The sequence below is a fragment of the Neobacillus nitrireducens genome (assembly GCF_030915405.1).
Taxonomy (GTDB): domain Bacteria; phylum Bacillota; class Bacilli; order Bacillales; family Cytobacillaceae; genus Neobacillus.
The window spans coordinates 1,330,447-1,349,875 of record NZ_CP133262.1; the positions used below are offsets into that span (position 1 = coordinate 1,330,447).

18 protein-coding genes and 1 tRNA gene are annotated in these 19,429 nt (G+C 36.6%); 2 read left to right on the forward strand and 17 right to left on the reverse strand.

The window, feature by feature from the left end; translation table 11 throughout:
• Nucleotides 1-7 precede the first annotated feature (7 nt).
• From RCG22_RS06420 to RCG22_RS06455, 8 genes are all read right to left on the reverse strand, one after another.
• On the reverse strand, nucleotides 8-1,483 hold the full coding sequence (locus RCG22_RS06420; RefSeq protein WP_308106230.1) for an aminotransferase class I/II-fold pyridoxal phosphate-dependent enzyme: 1,476 nt from the start codon (nucleotides 1,481-1,483) through the stop codon (nucleotides 8-10).
• 38 nt (nucleotides 1,484-1,521) lie between these two features.
• Nucleotides 1,522-2,265: a hydrogen peroxide-dependent heme synthase gene (gene hemQ / locus RCG22_RS06425; RefSeq protein ID WP_308106231.1), complete on the reverse strand. Its 744-nt coding sequence runs from the start codon at nucleotides 2,263-2,265 to the stop codon at nucleotides 1,522-1,524.
• Nucleotides 2,258-3,571 (reverse strand): aminotransferase class I/II-fold pyridoxal phosphate-dependent enzyme, encoded by a 1,314-nt coding sequence (locus RCG22_RS06430; protein WP_308106232.1) that lies wholly within the window; start codon nucleotides 3,569-3,571, stop codon nucleotides 2,258-2,260. Before RCG22_RS06430 ends, hemQ begins: the two co-directional genes overlap by 8 nt.
• Nucleotides 3,568-4,698 (reverse strand): histidinol-phosphate transaminase, encoded by a 1,131-nt coding sequence (gene hisC, locus RCG22_RS06435; protein ID WP_308106233.1) that lies wholly within the window; start codon nucleotides 4,696-4,698, stop codon nucleotides 3,568-3,570. Before hisC ends, RCG22_RS06430 begins: the two co-directional genes overlap by 4 nt.
• A gap of 220 nt (nucleotides 4,699-4,918) precedes the next feature.
• Nucleotides 4,919-6,355, reverse strand: a complete 1,437-nt coding sequence (pdxR, locus tag RCG22_RS06440) for a MocR-like pyridoxine biosynthesis transcription factor PdxR (protein WP_308106234.1) — start codon at nucleotides 6,353-6,355, stop codon at nucleotides 4,919-4,921.
• A gap of 655 nt (nucleotides 6,356-7,010) precedes the next feature.
• Entirely contained in the window at nucleotides 7,011-7,223 is a 213-nt protein-coding gene (locus tag RCG22_RS06445; protein WP_308106235.1) for a hypothetical protein, read from the reverse strand.
• An 831-nt stretch (nucleotides 7,224-8,054) separates the two neighbouring features.
• Nucleotides 8,055-8,330 (reverse strand): hypothetical protein, encoded by a 276-nt coding sequence (locus RCG22_RS06450; protein WP_098261303.1) that lies wholly within the window; start codon nucleotides 8,328-8,330, stop codon nucleotides 8,055-8,057.
• Between the two features lie 143 nt (nucleotides 8,331-8,473).
• Nucleotides 8,474-8,570: transfer RNA gene (locus RCG22_RS06455), tRNA-Sec, on the reverse strand.
• Nucleotides 8,571-8,850: 280 nt separating this feature from the next.
• On the opposite strand from RCG22_RS06455, the gene RCG22_RS06460 reads away from it, so the two are divergent.
• Nucleotides 8,851-9,276 carry a DUF2621 domain-containing protein gene (locus RCG22_RS06460; RefSeq protein WP_308106236.1) on the forward strand — a complete coding sequence of 142 codons (426 nt, stop codon included), beginning with the start codon at nucleotides 8,851-8,853 and terminating at the stop codon, nucleotides 9,274-9,276.
• 347 nt (nucleotides 9,277-9,623) lie between these two features.
• Here RCG22_RS06460 and RCG22_RS06465 read toward each other — a convergent pair whose 3' ends face one another.
• Together RCG22_RS06465 and RCG22_RS06470 are read right to left on the reverse strand one after the other, a co-directional pair.
• On the reverse strand, nucleotides 9,624-10,103 hold the full coding sequence (locus RCG22_RS06465) for a CcdC family protein (protein ID WP_308106237.1): 480 nt from the start codon (nucleotides 10,101-10,103) through the stop codon (nucleotides 9,624-9,626).
• A gap of 204 nt (nucleotides 10,104-10,307) precedes the next feature.
• Nucleotides 10,308-11,015, reverse strand: a complete 708-nt coding sequence (locus RCG22_RS06470) for a cytochrome c biogenesis CcdA family protein (protein WP_308106238.1) — start codon at nucleotides 11,013-11,015, stop codon at nucleotides 10,308-10,310.
• Between the two features lie 266 nt (nucleotides 11,016-11,281).
• On the opposite strand from RCG22_RS06470, the gene RCG22_RS06475 reads away from it, so the two are divergent.
• A complete protein-coding gene (locus tag RCG22_RS06475; protein ID WP_098261299.1) occupies nucleotides 11,282-11,458 on the forward strand; it encodes an aspartyl-phosphate phosphatase Spo0E family protein in 177 nt (58 codons plus the stop codon).
• Nucleotides 11,459-11,576: 118 nt separating this feature from the next.
• On the opposite strand, the gene RCG22_RS06480 is transcribed toward RCG22_RS06475, so the two are convergent.
• From RCG22_RS06480 to RCG22_RS06510, 7 genes are all read right to left on the reverse strand, one after another.
• Complete coding sequence (locus RCG22_RS06480) at nucleotides 11,577-13,370, reverse strand: ABC transporter ATP-binding protein (RefSeq protein WP_308106239.1); 1,794 nt, start codon at nucleotides 13,368-13,370, stop codon at nucleotides 11,577-11,579.
• A 1-nt stretch (nucleotide 13,371) separates the two neighbouring features.
• Entirely contained in the window at nucleotides 13,372-15,123 is a 1,752-nt protein-coding gene (locus RCG22_RS06485) for an ABC transporter transmembrane domain-containing protein (RefSeq protein ID WP_308106240.1), read from the reverse strand.
• A 184-nt stretch (nucleotides 15,124-15,307) separates the two neighbouring features.
• On the reverse strand, nucleotides 15,308-15,523 hold the full coding sequence (locus tag RCG22_RS06490) for a YneF family protein (protein ID WP_066252919.1): 216 nt from the start codon (nucleotides 15,521-15,523) through the stop codon (nucleotides 15,308-15,310).
• Nucleotides 15,524-15,594: 71 nt separating this feature from the next.
• Nucleotides 15,595-16,035, reverse strand: a complete 441-nt coding sequence (gene sirA, locus RCG22_RS06495; RefSeq protein WP_308106241.1) for a sporulation inhibitor of replication protein SirA — start codon at nucleotides 16,033-16,035, stop codon at nucleotides 15,595-15,597.
• A gap of 247 nt (nucleotides 16,036-16,282) precedes the next feature.
• On the reverse strand, nucleotides 16,283-18,289 hold the full coding sequence (tkt, locus tag RCG22_RS06500; protein WP_098261295.1) for a transketolase: 2,007 nt from the start codon (nucleotides 18,287-18,289) through the stop codon (nucleotides 16,283-16,285).
• 178 nt (nucleotides 18,290-18,467) lie between these two features.
• A complete protein-coding gene (locus tag RCG22_RS06505; RefSeq protein WP_066252915.1) occupies nucleotides 18,468-18,698 on the reverse strand; it encodes a DUF896 domain-containing protein in 231 nt (76 codons plus the stop codon).
• 76 nt (nucleotides 18,699-18,774) lie between these two features.
• Nucleotides 18,775-19,422: a YneB family resolvase-like protein gene (locus tag RCG22_RS06510; RefSeq protein WP_308106242.1), complete on the reverse strand. Its 648-nt coding sequence runs from the start codon at nucleotides 19,420-19,422 to the stop codon at nucleotides 18,775-18,777.
• Nucleotides 19,423-19,429: the final 7 nt, after the last annotated feature.

The following is a 19,429-nucleotide window of genomic DNA, read 5'->3' on the forward strand; positions in this document are numbered from 1 at the left end:
TGTATTTTTATTTAATAGCTAAGTATTCTTTAATTACACGTATTTTCTTTAGTTCAACATCATCAGCACCCTGAACAGGAAGTCCAGCTTCAACATTCTTCTTTGTATATACCAGATTATCCCTGGTGATAATTTCTCCTGGTATGAAAATAGGAATTCCAGGTGGATAAACCATTACAAATTCTGCAATAATTCTTCCGGCAGACTTTTCGAATGGTATCACTTCCGTCTCAGCGTAAAAAGCATCACGTGGCGTTAATGCTAACGGAGGAATCTCAGGTAACAAGACAGAACTGTTTACATTCATGTCCGCTTGAAATTTGTATACCTGTGACAAGTCAGTTAATGCTTTTATAAGCGTGTGTAAATCGTTCTGTGTGTCCCCAGGAGTTACAATACAAAGGATGTTGTACAGATCAGACAATTCGACTTCAATATTAAATCCATTTCGCAGCCACTTTTCTACATCATACCCTGTAATACCTAACTCTTTTACAGATATTAAAAGCTTCGTAGGATCCATCGCGACTGCAGCACTTGAATCCAAGATTTCATGACCCATACAATAAAGATGAGGAATTTCATTGATTTTCGAACGTGTTTCTTCAGCTTTACGAATGGTGTCTTCCAATAGTGCTTGTCCTTCAGTAGCTAATGATTTTCTCGCCACATCTAATGAAGCCAGTAATAAATAAGAAGTCGAGGTTGTTGTTAACATACTTAGAACAGATTGTACCCTTTTTGATGAAACAAGATTTCCTTGTAAATTTAAGATAGAGCTTTGAGTAAGAGAACCGCCTAATTTATGCACACTTGTAGCAGCCATATCAGCCCCTGCCTCCATCGCAGACATTGGCAGCTCCTTATGAAAATGAATATGAGCCCCATGTGCCTCATCAACAAGTACAGGAATATTTCTGGAATGTGCAATTTTCACTATTTTTTTCAAATCCCCAGATACGCCATAATACGTTGGATTGATAACAAGCACAGATTTGGTATCTGGGTGTAACAATAATGCTCTTTCAATCGAATCTGGTGTAACTCCATGAGAAATACCAAATTTGGAATCTACCTCTGGATGAATAAAAATTGGGACAGCACCCGAAAATACGATAGCACTCATGATGGATTTGTGAACATTTCGCGGAACTAATATTTTATCCCCAGGTCCACAAACTGACATGATCATTGCCATAATGGCACCACTAGTTCCCTGTACAGAAAAGAAGGTATAATCTGCACCAAATGCTTCGGCCGCTAACTCTTGTGAATGTTTGATAATTCCTTTAGGGAGATGGAGATCATCAAGAGGGCCAATATTAATTAAATCTATGGAAAGTGCATTATCACCGATAAATTCTCTAAACTCAGGGTCGATACCGTTCCCTTTTTTATGACCGGGAATATAAAATTGGATCGGGTTTTTTTCCGCATGTGTTTTTAAGGCTGTAAATAATGGTGTATCAAATTGGTTAACCAATGTGTAAAACACCCTTTCTCATCTTATATTTTGTAAATTCATAGTTGGAGTAGATGATTAACGAGTTCTTCAGACAGGTATTTTCCTACATAAAAAGAACCAAACTCGCCAAATCGGGCGCTTACTTCATCGAATCGCATTTCGTAAATTAGTTTTTTAAATTGGATTGGGTCCTCCGCAAATAATGCTACGCCCCATTCATAGTCGTCAAATCCCACTGATCCTAAAATAATTTGCTTTACCTTACCGGCATATTTTCGGCCAATTAAACTATGGCTTCGCATCATTTTCTTGCGTTCTCCTGTTGATAACTTATACCAATTATCACTTCCGCTACGCAGCTTATTCATCGGGTAGAAACAAATATATTTCATGCTAGGAATTTTCGGATACAGGCGTTCTCTTATTTCTGGTTTAGCATATGGATCTTCCCCTTTTGGAAGATAATTGCTCAATTCGACTACTGAAACATATGATGTCGTTTGGACCGTATACTCAGCAAATTTAGTTTTATTAAATTCTAGTTCTATTTGAGTTAGTTCATCAAGGGTCGGACGTAGAAACATAAACATAATATCAGCTTTATGTCCCAATATTTGATAAAAAGCCTGACTGCCTTTCCCTTGTTCTTGAATACCATTCCATCGATTCCACAACTCAATTAACTCGTTAAGCACCTCTTGACGTTTGTCATCCTTTAAGGATTTCCAGCCCTTCCAATCAATCTTGCGAAAATCGTTTAGGCAGTACCACCCTTCCAATGTTTCGGTTGCATTAGCCATTGTTTTCAACTTCCTTTGTTAATAAATCTTTTATACCTATATAAATTAATTCAAAGAGTTCTTCTAAATCTTCTTCTTCTACACAAGAAAAGGCGATTCTTAGGTCTGTCGAGTTTATGGCTATTGTGCCTACCCCATATTGATTTAGCAAATAAAGTCTTAACTCCTCTGCATCTACATCTCTAAGCTTTAAACACATAAAATAGCCTGAATTAAATGGATAGAAACTCCAAACAGTCTGATACTTTTTATTTCGAACAATCTCTTTTACCTTTAGGGCTCTTCGTTTCATTACTTCATGCTTTTCATGTTTCTCGATTTCAAAACGAGTGGATTGCAGTGAATGTAAAATAATGGTCTGAGACAGATGGGAACTACTAGAAATGGTTCCTCTGATTAAACCTTTTGTTTTTTGCTCTAACACATCTAATATTTCCGGGCTTTCAGAAGCAAAAGTAAGGAATCCCACTCTTAAACCCCACACATAATTCTCTTTCGTTGCCCCGTCAATTTTAATCGGTAATAAATTCGGATGAAGCCCCGCTAGCCTACCAAACAACGATTCTTTAACCGAATTCTCATAAAATAGCCCAAAATAGGCATCATCGAGGATTACTGCTACATTGATACCTGCCGCCGCTGCTTCTTTTAATACGGAAATAATCCCTTGGACTTCTTCTTCGCCTGGAGTATATCCAGTCGGATTGTTAGGGAAGTTAAGCAAGACAATGGCTTTCCCTGTATCCTGATGTTCCATTAATCTTTCCCTTAATGCCAGGATATTAAATTTATTTAACTTATCAAATAGGGGAAATGACTTAAGCTCGCCCCCTCTTCGGATATGAAAAATGGACTGATAGTTCCCCCAATATTTATCTGGAAGGATAATCACATCATTTTCATCAACAAAAAGATCAGCTGTTATGCTCAATCCGTGGGTTAAAGCATTGGTTGTAATTGGAAGACCCATATGTTTTTCCTTTAAGGAAGGATTATCTCTTAATAATTTCCGTTTCCATTCCAAACGTAAATCAAATTTTCCGGGTGGTGGGGCATAGGGGTATACATCATCAGGTGAATACCCCTGTAAAGTTTCTTGAATATGGTCAAAATGCATAGGCACATCATTTTCAGTTGCAATTCCTATCGTTGCATTAAAACGTGTAGCCTTTTTACTTGCCTCAGCACTTTGGCTTAAGATTCCTTTTGGATAATATAGTTTTTTTCCCAAATTAGATAATAATTGATAGATAGTAGGATTATATTTTAATAAGTCATCGTTAAGCTTCTTAGCGAGTTCGTTCATTTCACATCTCCTTTAAAGTTAACTGACCTTAATTTTAAGAGAATGGAACTAATGGCTTCTATTAATATAGTAAATTCTTCCTGTGTACCAATAGAAATTCGGATATGTTCCGGCAAGCCCCATATATCACCATAACGGACAATCACTCCATGAGTTAGAAGCTGTTGGTAGACATCATTGGCATGAACCCCAAATTTAACTAGAATAAAATTCCCCATACTCTCTGTATACTCTAACCCAAGCACAGATAGTACCTTGTACAGTTGTACACGACCTTCTGTATTTAATTGTCTTGATCTTTTTACATGTTCATGGTCTCTTAATGCAGCCACTGCGGCCGCCTGGGCAAGGCTATTAACATTGAATGGTTCCTTAACATGTAAAATACTTTGGATAATGGATTTAGGTGCTACGCCAAAACCTACCCTTAAACCGGCAAGACCATAGATTTTAGAAAATGTTTGTAATACTATAATGGGATCATCTGAACGTACAAATTCCAATCCATTTGTATAATCTTCATTTGTAGCAAAATGACTATATGCACTATCAAAAACAACTAAAATATTTTTAGGCAGTAAATGAAGCAGCTTTTCTAGCATCGACTTTGGCATGTAAGTACCAGTTGGGTTGTTAGGAGAGCAGATATAAATTAATTTTGTATGTTCTGTCACTGCTGCTAAAATGGTTTCAATATTAAATTGATATTCATGATCAAGCGGTACTGGAACGACCTTTGCACCCATTAAATGTGCACCAAAATCATATTCACTAAATGAAGGAAAAGGGACAATAATCTCATCACTCGGTTCAAGAAAGGTTTCTGAAATTAATGTAATTAATTCATCTGCTCCGTTTGTAATGATTAATTGTTCCGTTTTTAAATCAAGGCGGGAAGCAATTATCTTTTTTAACTCAACGGCATGTGCATCAGGATAACGATTTAATTCATTAAGTATGTTAAAGATGGCTTCAATTGCTTTCGGTGAAGCTCCAAGAGGATTTTCATTAGCTGCTAATTTAATTACTTCTTGCAAGCCTAATTCATCTTGTAACTCCCATAAAGGTTTACCTGGTGTGTAAGGCTTAATACTATCTAACGCCTTACGTTTCAATATCTGATTCATATGAAACACAACCTTTCCTTCAATCATGATAATTGTGAATCAATTCACTCATTTACATAAAAAACTTCATAAAACATTTACAAAAGTAGACATATAAGAATCCACTTCTCCATATTATCGGATTTTAAATTTTTATGACCATCCAATGAACTGCTTTTTTCACCCTCCATTTGTTGTTTATAAAAAAAGGATCACGTTCATAACATGATCCCTTCAAACTTCAACTATTAGTAGACGCAAGTGCTTCCGTAAACCTCTTAATTCCTTCATCAATTAATTCTTCATTTTCCCTAGCAAATGTAAAACGAACAAAACCTTTTTGAGAACCCATGGTATATCCTGGGACATAAATGACTCCCTTTTTGATGGATTCCTCCAATAATTGCGTATCATTCATCTCTTTTTTTATCCTGCACCAAATATGAATGCCTCCCATAGGGGTGAAATAATCAACTTCATCCTTTAAATAAAAATTAAGACTGCTAATAATTTGATTTCTTCTTTTTTCTAATTGTTTGTTTAAATTTGCAATATGAGAATGAAAATTTTCGGATTCTAAAAAATCATTGGCAATCCACTGTGTAAAACTTGCATGACCAAAATCGATTTGCTGTTTCGCATCTGAGAGTCTTTCAATAACAGAGGTTGGGCCTATTATCCAACCAATCCTTAACCCTGAAGCAACGATCTTTGATAAAGAGCTTATATATAAAACATTTCCATTGACATCCATTGATTTTAAAGTAGAGACCTTCTCCCCTGTAAAGGATGTTAAACTATAGGGGTCATCTTCAACGACAGGGATACCGTTTTCTGATGATATTTCAAGTATCGCTTTCCGTTTCTTTTCACTAAGTAAGGCACCCGTTGGATTTTGAAAAGAAGGATTCAAGAATATCATTCGTATTCGATGCTTTTTATGCAAGGAAAGTAAGTCATCCGGGTTTATACCATTCTCGTTTACAGGGATGTAAAAAGGTCTCAGTCCTGCTGATTTAAATATGGGAAGATTATAGTTGTAAGAGGGATCTTCCAATGCCACTGCATCACCTTGTTTCAATAGGCATTGAACCACCAAGTGTAATGCTTGTTGTGCGCCAGATGTAATTAAGATGGATGAAGGATTCGTTTCAATTTTTCGATATTGCTTAACATGCATTGCAATCGTTTCTCGTAATATTGCGTTTCCCTGCGGATGATCATAACCCAAGCTTCCAATAAACGATCGAGAAGAAGTAATCTCTCTTAAGTAATGCAACGGAAAAAGATCCTCTGACAATTCTCCGCTAGCTAGATTGATTATCTTATGTTCTACCGCTTCTCTTCTAATCCTCTGCGTTACAGGTAAATTAGGTAAAAACGATCCTGCTTCAATATATCTGTTCCAGGATGGGATCCGTTTCCTAGTAATTCCCCAAATATCTTTACTAATAGTCGTCCCGCTACCTCTATTTCTTTGAATTAGCCCATTAGACTCCAATTCATCATATGCAGCAATTACTGTACTTCTATTAACGTTAAGGTCCTTAGCTAAAGTTCTTTCAGAAGGCAATGGTTTATCAGGAGGAAAAGTACCAGCCGCAATTCCATTTTCGATATATTCAGCGAGTTGTTTATATATAGCTTTTTTGGCTTGGCGATTAGGTTTCCATTCCATAAATTTCAGTCCTTATGATTTAATTTAGTCTAATTATTATTTTTCTCTTTTTAAACTTTTAGTCAGGTGCACAAGTTTCTAAAAAGACCTATCGCTCAACGATAGGTCTTTTGTTAGATTACTAGGTAAAAAACACAATAAATACTCCCAGAGCAATCAAAACTATAGGAATAAAGATGGCATAAATTAAGATTAAATTGGTAGTATTTCTTTTTGCAGAACTACTATAGTTCTCGTCACCTTTTCAAGCTACAACTAATGTAGCAATTATTGAAATTGCTATTACGATAAATACTAAGATGGTTAATATCCTCATATAACACATCCCCTTATAACATTAAAATCTATCATATTAAGGATATAAACTTAGTACGCATTTTAGGATTATATTAATAATAGTAGTTTCTTAATAAATTTCCACCATCCAATTCTTCGTGATTTTCACCATCCACTTTTTCTAGTTTAAGTATATGTATTCCTTCATCAGATAAATCAGCTTTAGAGGAAAACTACTCGATCTCCATCCTTATATTCCATATGATCCATAATGCGTAAAATACTTATCATTAATCTCAGATACTTTATCTCCTAAGAAATACATCCGATTCTGAAATATATCCTTAAGTTGATTTAAAAGGACTGTGTGTATATTTCATCATCTTCCAAATATACTTTTAAGTGGGGAAAATGAATTATGTTGCCTTTTAACGTCAGAATCTGTCATCTGAATATATTTTCGAACCATTGACATATCACAATGCCCTAAAATCTTTTGCAAGGAGAATGGATCACCACCATTCTCATAATAGCCTTGGATTGTAGAATTTTCCAAACCCTCAGTTTTGTTTGAAGGCCATAAATCGCTCAAACATTTCGAACAGAGTCATCTTTGCTCAGTTTGTTTGAACCGTTTAATATTCTGTGTACTTCTGAACCTTTTCGTTGGGTTTTCCTTATTGTTACATAAAAAAATCCACCTTTCATTCAGAATTTGGTGGATTTGACACACTAGTACACCTTCAATCAGTTGCACTAGTACTATGAAATTTTTAGAAAAAACACTGTTGACTTTTCACTCGTAAATCACAGTTTAAACTGTTGACAAAACACCTACAAAAAACAGCTTAAACCCTTGATATGATTGAGTTATCTTGGCGGGACTGCGTGGGAATCGAACCCACCAGACCTGGCACGCAGGTCTCAAGCAGTTTTGAAAACTGTGGAGGATACCAGTACCCAATTCAGCCAAATAAGTCCTTTTATATCAACGTGTGTACTATATTCCCGCTGACTTCCTTAAAAAAGGTACCCCCTACCTTTTCAATAAAAAGCTACAAATAAAAAACAGATACCTTGTGTGGATATCTGTTTTAGTTCCTGTTTCTTTTTTCGCTCGGATAAGTGTTTTCTTACTGATTACAGTTAATAATTCCACTTATTTATATATCAATGATTATTCAGTAATGTTTAGGCGTGCATTCAGAAACAATTGTAACTTGTGTAATTACGGGAATTATAGATGATGATCTATTACTTTTACATTCCCTACTCTTACAAAGGATCTCTATCATTTATTAAAATAGCTTGAAAAACATGGAGTAACCCATACTGCAATGGAAAGTATAGGTGTATATTGGTATATCCTAAAAGACTTTTTTGATATTACACTTGTAACTTTTAGTATTAAACAAAATAGTAATTAAGCTTTGACTTCTTCCCAGTAATATTGAATCGCCTGTTTTTTTACTACCTCCGGACAATCAACTTCATCGTCCCAATGATCGTAATTATTTTCTCCATTTACATGTTGGATATCAACACTATAATATTTTTCTTTATATTTGAAAATAATTACTACCATCTCGGAAAAACCTGCATCGTCGTTTCCAAGTTCCTGGACAAATTCAAGTCCGTAATTTAGGTCGTTTTTTCGTTCAGCAACAGAATCTAATATAATGCTTTTAGGAAACTTCATCTTTCTTGCTCCTTCATTTAATAAATAATTTTAATTGAATAATTGAGAATTTTAAGCTCTAACAATTTATTTTTTGTACGTAAAAAAAGGCCCACTAGACTCACTAATTAAATAAGTGATTGAGCGTTTACTTAAACGTATTTTGGCGGGACTGCGTGGGAATCGAACCCACCAGACCTGGCACGCAGGTCTCAAGCAGTTTTGAAGACTGTGGAGGACACCAGTACCCCATTCAGCCCCATGGATGTAATTTTATCAAGATGTATGGACTATGGTAACACAGTCTTTTTACTTCTCTATCATTTGTTATCATATTACTATTTAATATGGTGGTAATCAATAGTTTTGGCGTATTTGTCAATTTTTCGACAAGCTTTTCATCATTAATATATGTAATTCGATGATTCGATTTTTGCTAAAGTTCTTGGTATAAATTTGATCAATTGTGTCCAATACTTGTCTTTGTTCATAAAAACAGACTATAATAAGAAGAAAATATAGTTTTTTGTAGGTGAATAGAATGCTTCATGGTTGGTTTTTATGGTTTATCCTGTTTTGGGTATTTTTCCTTGTCGGATCATTTGCGATCGGTGGATTTTTTATGTTCCGGAAGTTTTTGAAAAAGATGCCGAAAGAAGACGGCAAGTCCGTTATGGATTGGGAAGAACATTATGTAAATGAATCACGTCATTTATGGGGGCCAGAGGAGAAAGTACTTCTAGAGGATTTAGTCAGTCCTGTTCCTGAGCTTTTCCGTGATGTTGCCAGACATAAAATTGCCGGTAAAATTGGCGAAATAGCCCTTCATGAAAAGGCATCTCAAATTACTCAAGATCTCGTCATTCGTGGCTATATCCAAGCAACACCAAAAAGAGATCATAAGTTTCTACGTAAAAAGCTGTTTGAAAATCGAATCGATGTTGCTCCTTTTGAGCATCTATTTTAACCGTCTAGCTAATAGATGGTTTTTTATTTGGGCTGTGCATTTACCTTGAACACTTCTTTTTTCACTTTTCGGTAAATGCACCTTCCTCTCATTTACCCACAGCACTCTTTTTTTCACTCCATCGTAAATACACCGCCCTTTCATTTACCCTCAGCACTCTTTTTTTCACTCCACGGTAAATGGACCGCCCTTTCATTTACCCTGAGCACCCGCTATTTCACCCCACGGGCAATGAACCGATTTTCCTTTTAGCATAAGAACTCTCCGATAATCCAATATGGAATCTCAAATTACCATTTTATAAATAAAAAAACTGATCCAAGAATGGACCAGTACCCAACACAAATCTATATCTGTTTACCGCCATGTAACTGTTTAAACAGCTTTTTGTAGTCCAGATACATCGCAACACGCCATGGCACAATCATACAATAGGCCAGGAAGAAGAACATACCGCTTAGTTCCCCAAAATCAATGGTTGCACTTAGAACAGATTTCATAACGAGTCGAACAACTAATAACCCAATTAAGATAAAAATAAATGCTTTGGAACGCTTTAGATAAATATCATTATCGCGGATCTCAAACTTTGAGGTTTTGATTAGTAAGATTGAAAAAAGCATTCCTACTATTGCTGCCTCGATCATTTCTGCTCCACTTAATCTAAATTGCGGTTCAATATACATGAATGCCCCACTTGACATGAAAAGTGGCGGGAGGATTATCTTCAGTGCATTCGTGGGTTTCTTTGCAGCTTTCATACGGACAACCAAGGCGAGGGTGCCCATAAAAACAGCTCCAATTGAAGAAGCAACTACCAAGTTCATTAGATTCATTCCTTATCTAATATATTTTCTAACCCATTATATCTCAAAAGAATACATTTGAAAAAGTTAAACCCTTGATAAACGCTTCCCATTTTTAACGATACTGGCAATTGCTAGTAAAAAGGAAAAAATCCTTTTAGGAATTTTCCAATCATTGAAATTTATATTTTAATATAATTACTTTTTCTATCTTATTAAGATACATTAAAACCCTGTAAATCCTCCAAACATTTCTGAAAAGAATATAATAATTTTTGTCATCCAGTCAAAAAAGAGGACAATCCCCATCACAATCATTATGTAGCCGCCAACTTTAACAATTTTTGCACTGTTCTTCTTGATCCAATTCATGCGGCCAAGGAAGAATGAGAGGATGAAGAATGGTATCGCAAAACCTAGTGAATAAGCAATCATGTACAACATGCCTGAACCTGGGTTTGTAGCTGCCAAAGAGATAACGAAGGATAAGATTGGACCAGTACAAGGCGTCCAGCCCGCTGCAAAAGCCATCCCAATTAATACCGAGCCAAAATAGCCTGAAGGGCGATTTTTAAATTCAATGCGGCGATCTTTCATCATAAATTGCGGATTTAAAATTCCAACGATAACTAATCCAAAGAAAACAATAAAAATTCCGCCTAGTTGACGAATAAGGTCCTTATACTGTAAGAAGAAACTTCCTAGGAACGAAGTCCCAAAACCAATGGCGATAAAAATAATCGAAAAGCCTAATAGGAAAAATAATGTGTGGAGTAGACTCCGCTTTTGAAGCATGGCATTTTCGCTTTTCAGTTCCCCTACTGACATACCAGTAATGTACGAGAGAAATGCAGGATAAAGCGGTAAACAACAAGGTGATATAAAACTTAAAAATCCTGCTCCTAATGCTAAAAATATATTTACATCTGACATATTAACACTCCCACTATAGTCGATACGTTTATATTCTAACAAATGTTTGATATAAAAGATAATGGTTAACTTGAATATTTTGTGTCGCCGCCTGCTTTTTTGATTCCCTAAAAAAATCCCATTATTAATGTATATTGGATATTTATTTACAAATGTCTTTGAAAAAATTTACATCATAGGTTATACTAGTAAAATCAGTCCAAATTTGATATATTAGTATTCTATTCATACCATAATTTAGGAGTTATCCGGAAAGGACATCAGCCGTGACAAAAAATGATTTAGTGACATTAATTGAAAAAAAACGTGCTGAATTAATTCAAGTCGCCATTACTAACGGCTTGACATCCTCCGTTGCTATTCGTTACAGCCAGGAACTCGATCATCTTTTAAATGAATATCACAGAGTCTATATAAAAAATATTCCATCTTCAGCCTGTTAACAGAAAAATTTTAAAGTAGAAATAAAAATTAAGAACTAGTAAAAGCCTGGCAAATACGCCAAGCTTTTTTAGCATCCAAAGGCTAGTGTCTTTCGCTTTCACTTTATGCCTTCTGATATTATTTCACAACATCCTTAAGACGTTCCACTGATCCGTTTTGTAAAAGAAACATTTTATGATACAAACCACCTAGTGCAAGCAGCTCCTGATGGTTTCCTCGTTCAACGATTTCACCTTGATGTAATACTAAAATTAAATCCGCATCCTGAATGGTAGAGAGGCGATGGGCAATTGCGATCGTTGTTCGTCCTTTTCGCATTTTCGATAAGGATGTTTGAATCGCTTCTTCTGTTTCTGTATCAATATTGGCAGTTGCTTCATCAAGAACCAATATTTTGGGATTTGCCGCAATCGTTCGCGCAAACGCAATTAACTGCCTTTGACCACTTGAAAATGTGGTACCCCGCTCGACTACCTTGTGGTTAAATCCGTCGTCTAGTTTTTCGATGAATGTATGGGCCTGGACAAACCTTGCTGCCTCTTCCACTTGTTCATCCGTCATGTTTTCTTTGTGAAGGCGGATATTCTCTTTAATCGTCCCGTAGAATAAAAAGGGATCCTGTAAAACTAGGCCCATTTTCTCCCTAAGTTCTGCTTTTGTAAAATCACGAATCGATTGACCATCTATAAAAATGTCCCCTCGTTTATATTCATAGAACCTCATCAACAAATTAATAATCGAGCTCTTTCCGCTGCCAGTGTGGCCAACGAGTGCAACGGTTTCACCTGGATTGGCGGTGAAGGTAATCGATTTTAGCACATCCTGTTTACCATTATAGGAAAAACTTAAATTCTTAAATTCAATCTTTCCTTCTTGAATTGAAATGGTCCTCTCTTCCTCTTGCAGCGGTGCTAATTCATCCTCATCCAACAGTTTGAAGACACGCGAACCTGCCACAATCGCTTGTTGGTACAAGGAAAGCCTCATCATCATCTGATTGACCGGTTCGAAAAAGCGATCCAAATAATTAATGAAGGCATAAACCAAACCGATTTCCACGACATTTTTAAAAGAAGTAATCCCAAAATAACTTAATACAATGATTAAACCTAAAATATAGATTAGATCAATCGCAGGTCTTAACAATAGACCATCAATTTTGATATTTTTCATTCCTGCCTGGTAGTGTTGGTCATTAATAGCTCCAAATTCAGCCCGGAGCCGTTTTTCCTGACGAAACACTTGAACAATTCCCATACCTGATAATGATTCACTGAGCTTGGCATTCAACTGGCTTAGTCGTTCACGCATATCGAGGTAAAATCGTGAACTTAATTTTCTATAAAGGTTCATGACAAACATTAATAACGGCAGAATGACGATACATAATAATCCTAGTTTGATATTCAGAATAAACATCGCAATAAAAATACCAATTAATAAAAATCCACCTTGGATAAACGTAGCAATTACAGTAACAAACATATCTTTAATGGCTTCGGTATCATTGGTTACCCTCGAAACAATGCTTCCTGCAGGTGTTTTATCAAAGTACTTTAAGCCTAATGATTGGACTTTAGAAAACACATCAATGCGAAGCTGTTGGATAATTTTTAAAGCAAGCTCTTGGAATTTAACAAATTGAAAAAACATCAGGATCGCTTTGATTATTTGAATGGCCATATAGGTGGAGCCTAGAATTAGTAGTGGCTGAAACGCAAGCTTTCCAGGGGTTAAATAATCATCAATGAATATTTTCACGATAATTGGCAATACAATATCTCCGACGGTTGTTAAGAGTAAGAAGATAAAGGCCAGTACAAGGAGTTTTTTATGTGGGCTGGTATAGGACAGAAGCCGGAATAAAATCTTTCTTTGTTCACGTTCGGTGAGCTTTGTGTTTTCTTCCATCCTAATGGCCCCCATGCTCAACCAGCTCTTCTAGCTGCTGGCGTAAATACATTTCCTTATACCATCCATCTGATTCCATCAAATCTTCATGCTTACCTCTTTCAACAATTTTTCCATCCTCAAGAACAAGAATAAGATCTGCATGTTGAATGGCGCTTAATCGATGTGAGGTAATGATGGTGGTCTTGCCTTCTCTGTTCTGTCTCAAGGAGGAAAGAATGGCTGCTTCCGTTTTCGCATCAACAGCAGACAAGGAATCGTCGAGGACCAGGACTTCTGGATTCATCAGCAAAGCCCGCGCAATCGAAATCCTTTGTTTCTGCCCTCCCGATAAAGACACACCCCGTTCTCCAACAATCGTATGGTACCCATTCATGAATTGAAGGATGTCGTCATGAATATTTGCAAGCCTAGCAGCATTCTCGATTTCTTTCGTAGATGCGTTTGGGTTAGTAAAGGCAATGTTTTCACCGACAGAGGCCGAAAACAAGAAATGATCTTGCGGAACATACCCGATAGCTTCGCGTAGTTTTTCGAGTTTATATTCTTGCAGAGTCTTTCCACCGAACATAATTCCCCCATGATAACGATCAAATTCACGTATAAGGAGCTTTAAGAGAGTTGTTTTTCCAGCACCTGTTTTCCCAACAATCCCAAGAGTTTCCCCTGTATGTAGTATAAAATTAATATCTTTTAAAACCGGTGTTGTTTCTCCGGGATAAGTAAAATCCGCAAGCTTGAATTCGATATCACCTTCCGGCACGACATTTAAAGCTTTCTCGTCATTGGTGATGTCTACTTTTTCTTGAAAGAGCAAGGAAACACGGTCATATGAAGCACTCCCCCGCTCAACAATGTTAAATAACCAACCAAAGGCAAGCATTGGCCAGATAAGTAACCCTAAGTAAGTAGTAAACGAGAGTAATTGTCCAATTGTTAATTCCCCATTTAGTACGTACTTCGCTCCAAACACAATCGATAAAAAGAAGGAGATTCCCACAATAATCGAAATCGTTGGATCGAAAAGAGAATCAATTTTTGCAACTGTAATATTTTTTTGGACAACGTCCTCAGATTGCTTACGAAAATCCTCAATATCTTCTTTTTCTTGACCAAAGGTTTTAATTACTTTAATCCCAGTGATACTCTCCTGAGTCTTATCATTTAAAGATGAAAACGCTTCTTGTGCTTGATAAAAAGTTCGATGGAGCATCGTTCCAAACCAGCTCGTAAGGATGACCATAAAGGGCATCGGAATTAAACAGATTAATGTTAATTTCCAACTGATTGTAAAAGCCATCGCAGCGATGACAAACCCGCCAGTTGAAAGAGAATCAACGAACGTTAACACACCAACACCCGCTGTCTGCTGAATTGCCTGCAAATCGTTAGTGGCATGTGCCATCAGGTCTCCAATTCGACGTTTTTGGTAAAAGGCTGGTGACATATTTGTAAAATGTTGATAGAGACGATTTCGAAGCAATTTACTAAGCTTTACCGATGATCCGAAAATCATAATCCTCCAATAATAGCGAAGGAAATACATGGCCAAAGCTACAACGACGAGCACTCCCATCCACTGTCCAAGTAATCCAATGGTCATCGAGCCTTCGTTAATTTGGTCGGCAATGACTCCAATTATTTTTGGCGGCACCAGCTGTAATACCGCTACAATCATTAAGATGAATATCCCTGAAAGATACGCTTTTTTCTCTTGTTTAAAATACCAGCCTAATTCTAAAAATACTTTCATTCAAACGCCCCCAAGATAAAAGAAAATCGTTCTCTTAAATTTTCTTAATTAACAATGGTGTACGGAAAAATTATCCAGACTGACTGAGGTTTTATTTTACCAAATTTTTATAAAATGATAAAGATTTAGAATTTATATTTGAGCACGAAAAAAGCACCCATTATTATATGAGTGCTTGTCCGTTTTATTTTGATTGTTGCTTGTTCATTGCAGCCATCATTTGGTTGATTTTCTTTTGTGATGGTTTTTGACCCATTTGCATCATCATCATTTTCAACATTTGTTCGTTGATTGGCGGATTTTTCTTTAAATAGCTCATCATATATTTACGAGCAATGAAAAATCCTAGTGCTACACCAGCTGCTAATGCTAGTATACCAACTAGAATGTAATATAACATATTCAACTTCCTCCTTCGTGTTGTCTATCTTACAGTGTACTAAATTATACACGATTAGACAATATCTGCGATTAGATAAATTTTCTTTCCTTTATTGGCTTTAACCAGCCGTAACGTTGATGTTCAAGGTCTATCGCCAAAAAAGAGGACTCACACTTTCTTAATACTTCAAAAAAAGCCGTCTCTGCTTCATAACTGCCTTGGGCATCAATTGTAATTAGGTCTTGGAATACTTCTAACTTTGCCGTACTTAGTTTTCCACTTAATTCAATTGAATATGCACCATGCTCTGCTTTAAATCCCTTAATTTTTCCAAGCTGCTTTTGAATAAGCTGATGAATTTTAAGTACCTCTACTTTTTTGGTTATATAAGAAATTTGTTTTTGTGTAATAAATTTAAGCTCGCCGTTTGCTTTTTGATGTTCCTTAAAAAGCTGAAAAAACAATCGCTCTCTTCCGAAGTAATGGGTCGCAAATTCATCTTCTATTAAATATAGCTGATATTTTCTCACCACTGTTCTCTCCTTCGTTGATTACCCTTTTTACTATTATAAAAAAAGTCAAACGTAACTTTTGTCTTTCGGCGGCAAAAACTTTCACTATTTTTGTCGATTAGCAGGATTCTAAGCTAATCTTTATAAATTCGGTAGATTTATTGAATTTTCCTTTTAAAAAATGGCATTGTTCAAAAAAATGTAAAAAATAAAGTCAAAAAAAGAAGAACGGATTTATCCGTTCTCCCTTATGCCAAAATATTAATTATTGTTGCAAAAGTACTTTCACACGAGCTACCACGTTGCTTACCGTGAAGCCAAACTCTTCCATAATCTTTTCTCCAGGCGCTGAAGCTCCGAAATGATCGATTGCTAATACATCGCCTTCGTCACCAGTATATTTGTGCCAGCCAAAGGATGCTCCCACTTCAATTCCAAGACGCTTTTTCACATTTCTTGGTAGCACAGATTCTTTGTATTCGTTGGATTGCTGCTCGAAACGATCCCATGAAGGCATACTTACAACTGAAACATGGACACCCTCGCCCGCTAGAGCCTTTTGAGCTTCAACTGCAAGACTTACTTCTGAACCAGTTGCGAGTATTAATGCATCCGGAGTATCCCTTTCTGATGGGGAAACAACATATGCTCCTTTTGAAACACCCTCATACGCATTTGTATCCGTACCTTTTAATGTTGGCAAATCTTGACGAGTCAAAACTAGTGCTGTTGGTTTGTTAGTTGACTCAACTGCAAGTTTCCAAGCGGCTGCTGTTTCATTGCCATCAGCAGGACGAATAATTGATAATCCTGACATCGCCCGTAATGCTGCCAGCTGTTCAACCGGCTCGTGTGTTGGTCCGTCTTCCCCGACAGCAATACTATCATGAGTAAATACATACGTAACAGGTAAGCCCATTAATGCGGCTAGACGAATCGCAGGACGCAAGTAGTCGGAGAAAACAAAGAAGGTTCCGCCAAATACTTTCACCCCGCCATGAAGAGCTATACCGTTCATAGCTGCTCCCATTCCAAATTCACGAACGCCAAACCAGATATTGCGGCCTTCATAGGAACCAGGCATAAAATCAGTTGTACCTTTAATCATTGTTTTATTCGAGCCGGCAAGGTCCGCTGATCCACCAATAAAAATAGGTAAATTCTTAGCAATTCCATTTAAGACTTCACCAGAAGAAGCACGACTTGCCAGGCTTTTTCCTTCAGCATAAACTGGAATATCTTTATCCCAACCTTCAGGAAGTTCATTATTTAATGCTTGTTCTAACTGTGTAGCAAGTTCAGGGTACTCTTTTTTATATTGAGCGAATAGATCATTCCACTCTTTTTCCTTTTTCTCACCATTTTCAACGATGAGCTTCTGGAAGTTATCATAAACCTCTTGCGGCACATGGAAATCTTCTTCAAAGGTCCATTTATATGCCTCTTTTGTAAGCTTTAATTCATTTGCTCCAAGTGGTGAACCATGTACGCCTGAAGTTCCGGCACGGTTTGGTGAGCCGTATCCAATGACTGTTCTTACTTCAATCATTGTTGGTCTGTCTAAATCATTTCTCGCTTCTTCAAGAGCTTTTGCAATTTCTTCAAGATTGTTGCCATCTTCGACACGAACATATTGCCATCCATAGGATAGGAAGCGATCTTTGACACTTTCTGAAAATGACTTATTTAAGTCTCCATCAAGTGAGATATCATTTGAATCATATAGGACTACCAATCGACCTAGTTTCAAGTGTCCTGCTAAGGATGCTGCCTCAGCAGATACACCTTCCATTAAATCTCCATCTCCACAAATGCTGTATGTAAAATGATTCACAAGTTCATATTTGTCTTTATTATAAACACTTGCTACATGGCGTTCTGCCATTGCCATACCAACTGCCATCGCAATCCCTTGGCCTAGTGGACCAGTGGTTGCTTCAACACCTTCAGTGTGACCGTATTCCGGGTGACCAGGCGTTTTCGAGCCCCATTGACGAAATTGTTTTAGATCATCCATTGTTAAGTTGAAACCAGACAAATGAAGCATGCTGTATAGCAATGCTGAACCATGGCCAGCCGATAAGACAAAGCGGTCACGGTTAAACCAATGTGGATTTTTTGGATTTTGGTTTAAGAACCTCGTCCATAAAGTATAAGCCATTGGCGCCGCACCCATCGGCATCCCTGGATGTCCTGAGTTTGCTTTCTCGATCGCATCAATCGAAAGTGTTCGAATTGAAGTTACAGATAAATCATCAATAGTATTAAACATAAATTACATCCTTTCCTAATCACAAGGTTACTAAATACATTTCAATTTTATATTGCTACCGTTATTTATTCAACAAATAGCATAAAATAAGAACAAAATGTCACTTTGCTTCTTATTTTGATACAGAAATAGTCACAATATGTAATAAAGGAATACAAAAAAATGTATTCCTGAACTTTTAATGAAGTGTATTTTTTTTCCTAGCTTTAATTTTTTCTGGAGTTACATCATTTCCTTCGGGATCAATAAACTTGGTGTTGGTAAGAGTATCTAGCATATTCGAACGGAAAGTAGCTAAATATTCACTTCTAAGTCTCGATTGCTCTTTAGCTTCTATTTCAGTCAATCCTGTTGCCTTTGCTTTACGTGCCAGTTCATTAATTCTAGCCATCTTTTCTTTTGAAAGCATTCAAGGACCTTCCTTTCAACTATTTACATGACACCTGATTTTACTAAAAAATAAACCTAATGACAAGGCATTAGGCTTACTCTTCTTGTGATTCAATATATTCCTGATACCTCCTATGAACCGTGGCTTTAGAAATATTAAACCCAAATCCTCTAAGGGTTGCGGCTATTTCTGAAAAAATTAATCCATTTTTTCTTAACCGGACAATTTCTTCAATTGGTACCTCAATTTTCTCCCGTCCGGAAGCTTCTCCGAGGTTTTTTAAATTTTTTTCTGGTTTATACCCTTTCTGGACCGCTCGCTTCATTCCACGCTTAATTTTGGCATTATGTAGCTTTCGTTGGTACTCTTCCACCATACTTACGATATTCAAAACCATGGAATCCGATTCTGAAAGCTGTAATTCTCCACTATGGGAGATACTATAGAGTTTTATATTTTCTTTTAATATGCAATGCAAAAGGGCAATTTTTGCGTTTCCTCGTCCGAGTCGAGTTTCATCTTGTATTAAGATAGCTTGTACTTGCTTTTCTCTAATACGTTCTAATAATTGAAAAATCCCTTCCCGGTCGAAATCATAGCCACTCGCCTTTTCTTTTATTACCCGGTCAATCTCAAAGTGATAGGTGTTGGCTAATTGGATTAATTCCTCTTCCTGACGCTTTAATGATGTTTCTTGAGTTTCTTTATTGGTACTGACACGGCAGTAAATAATTGCTTTCATAAAAATC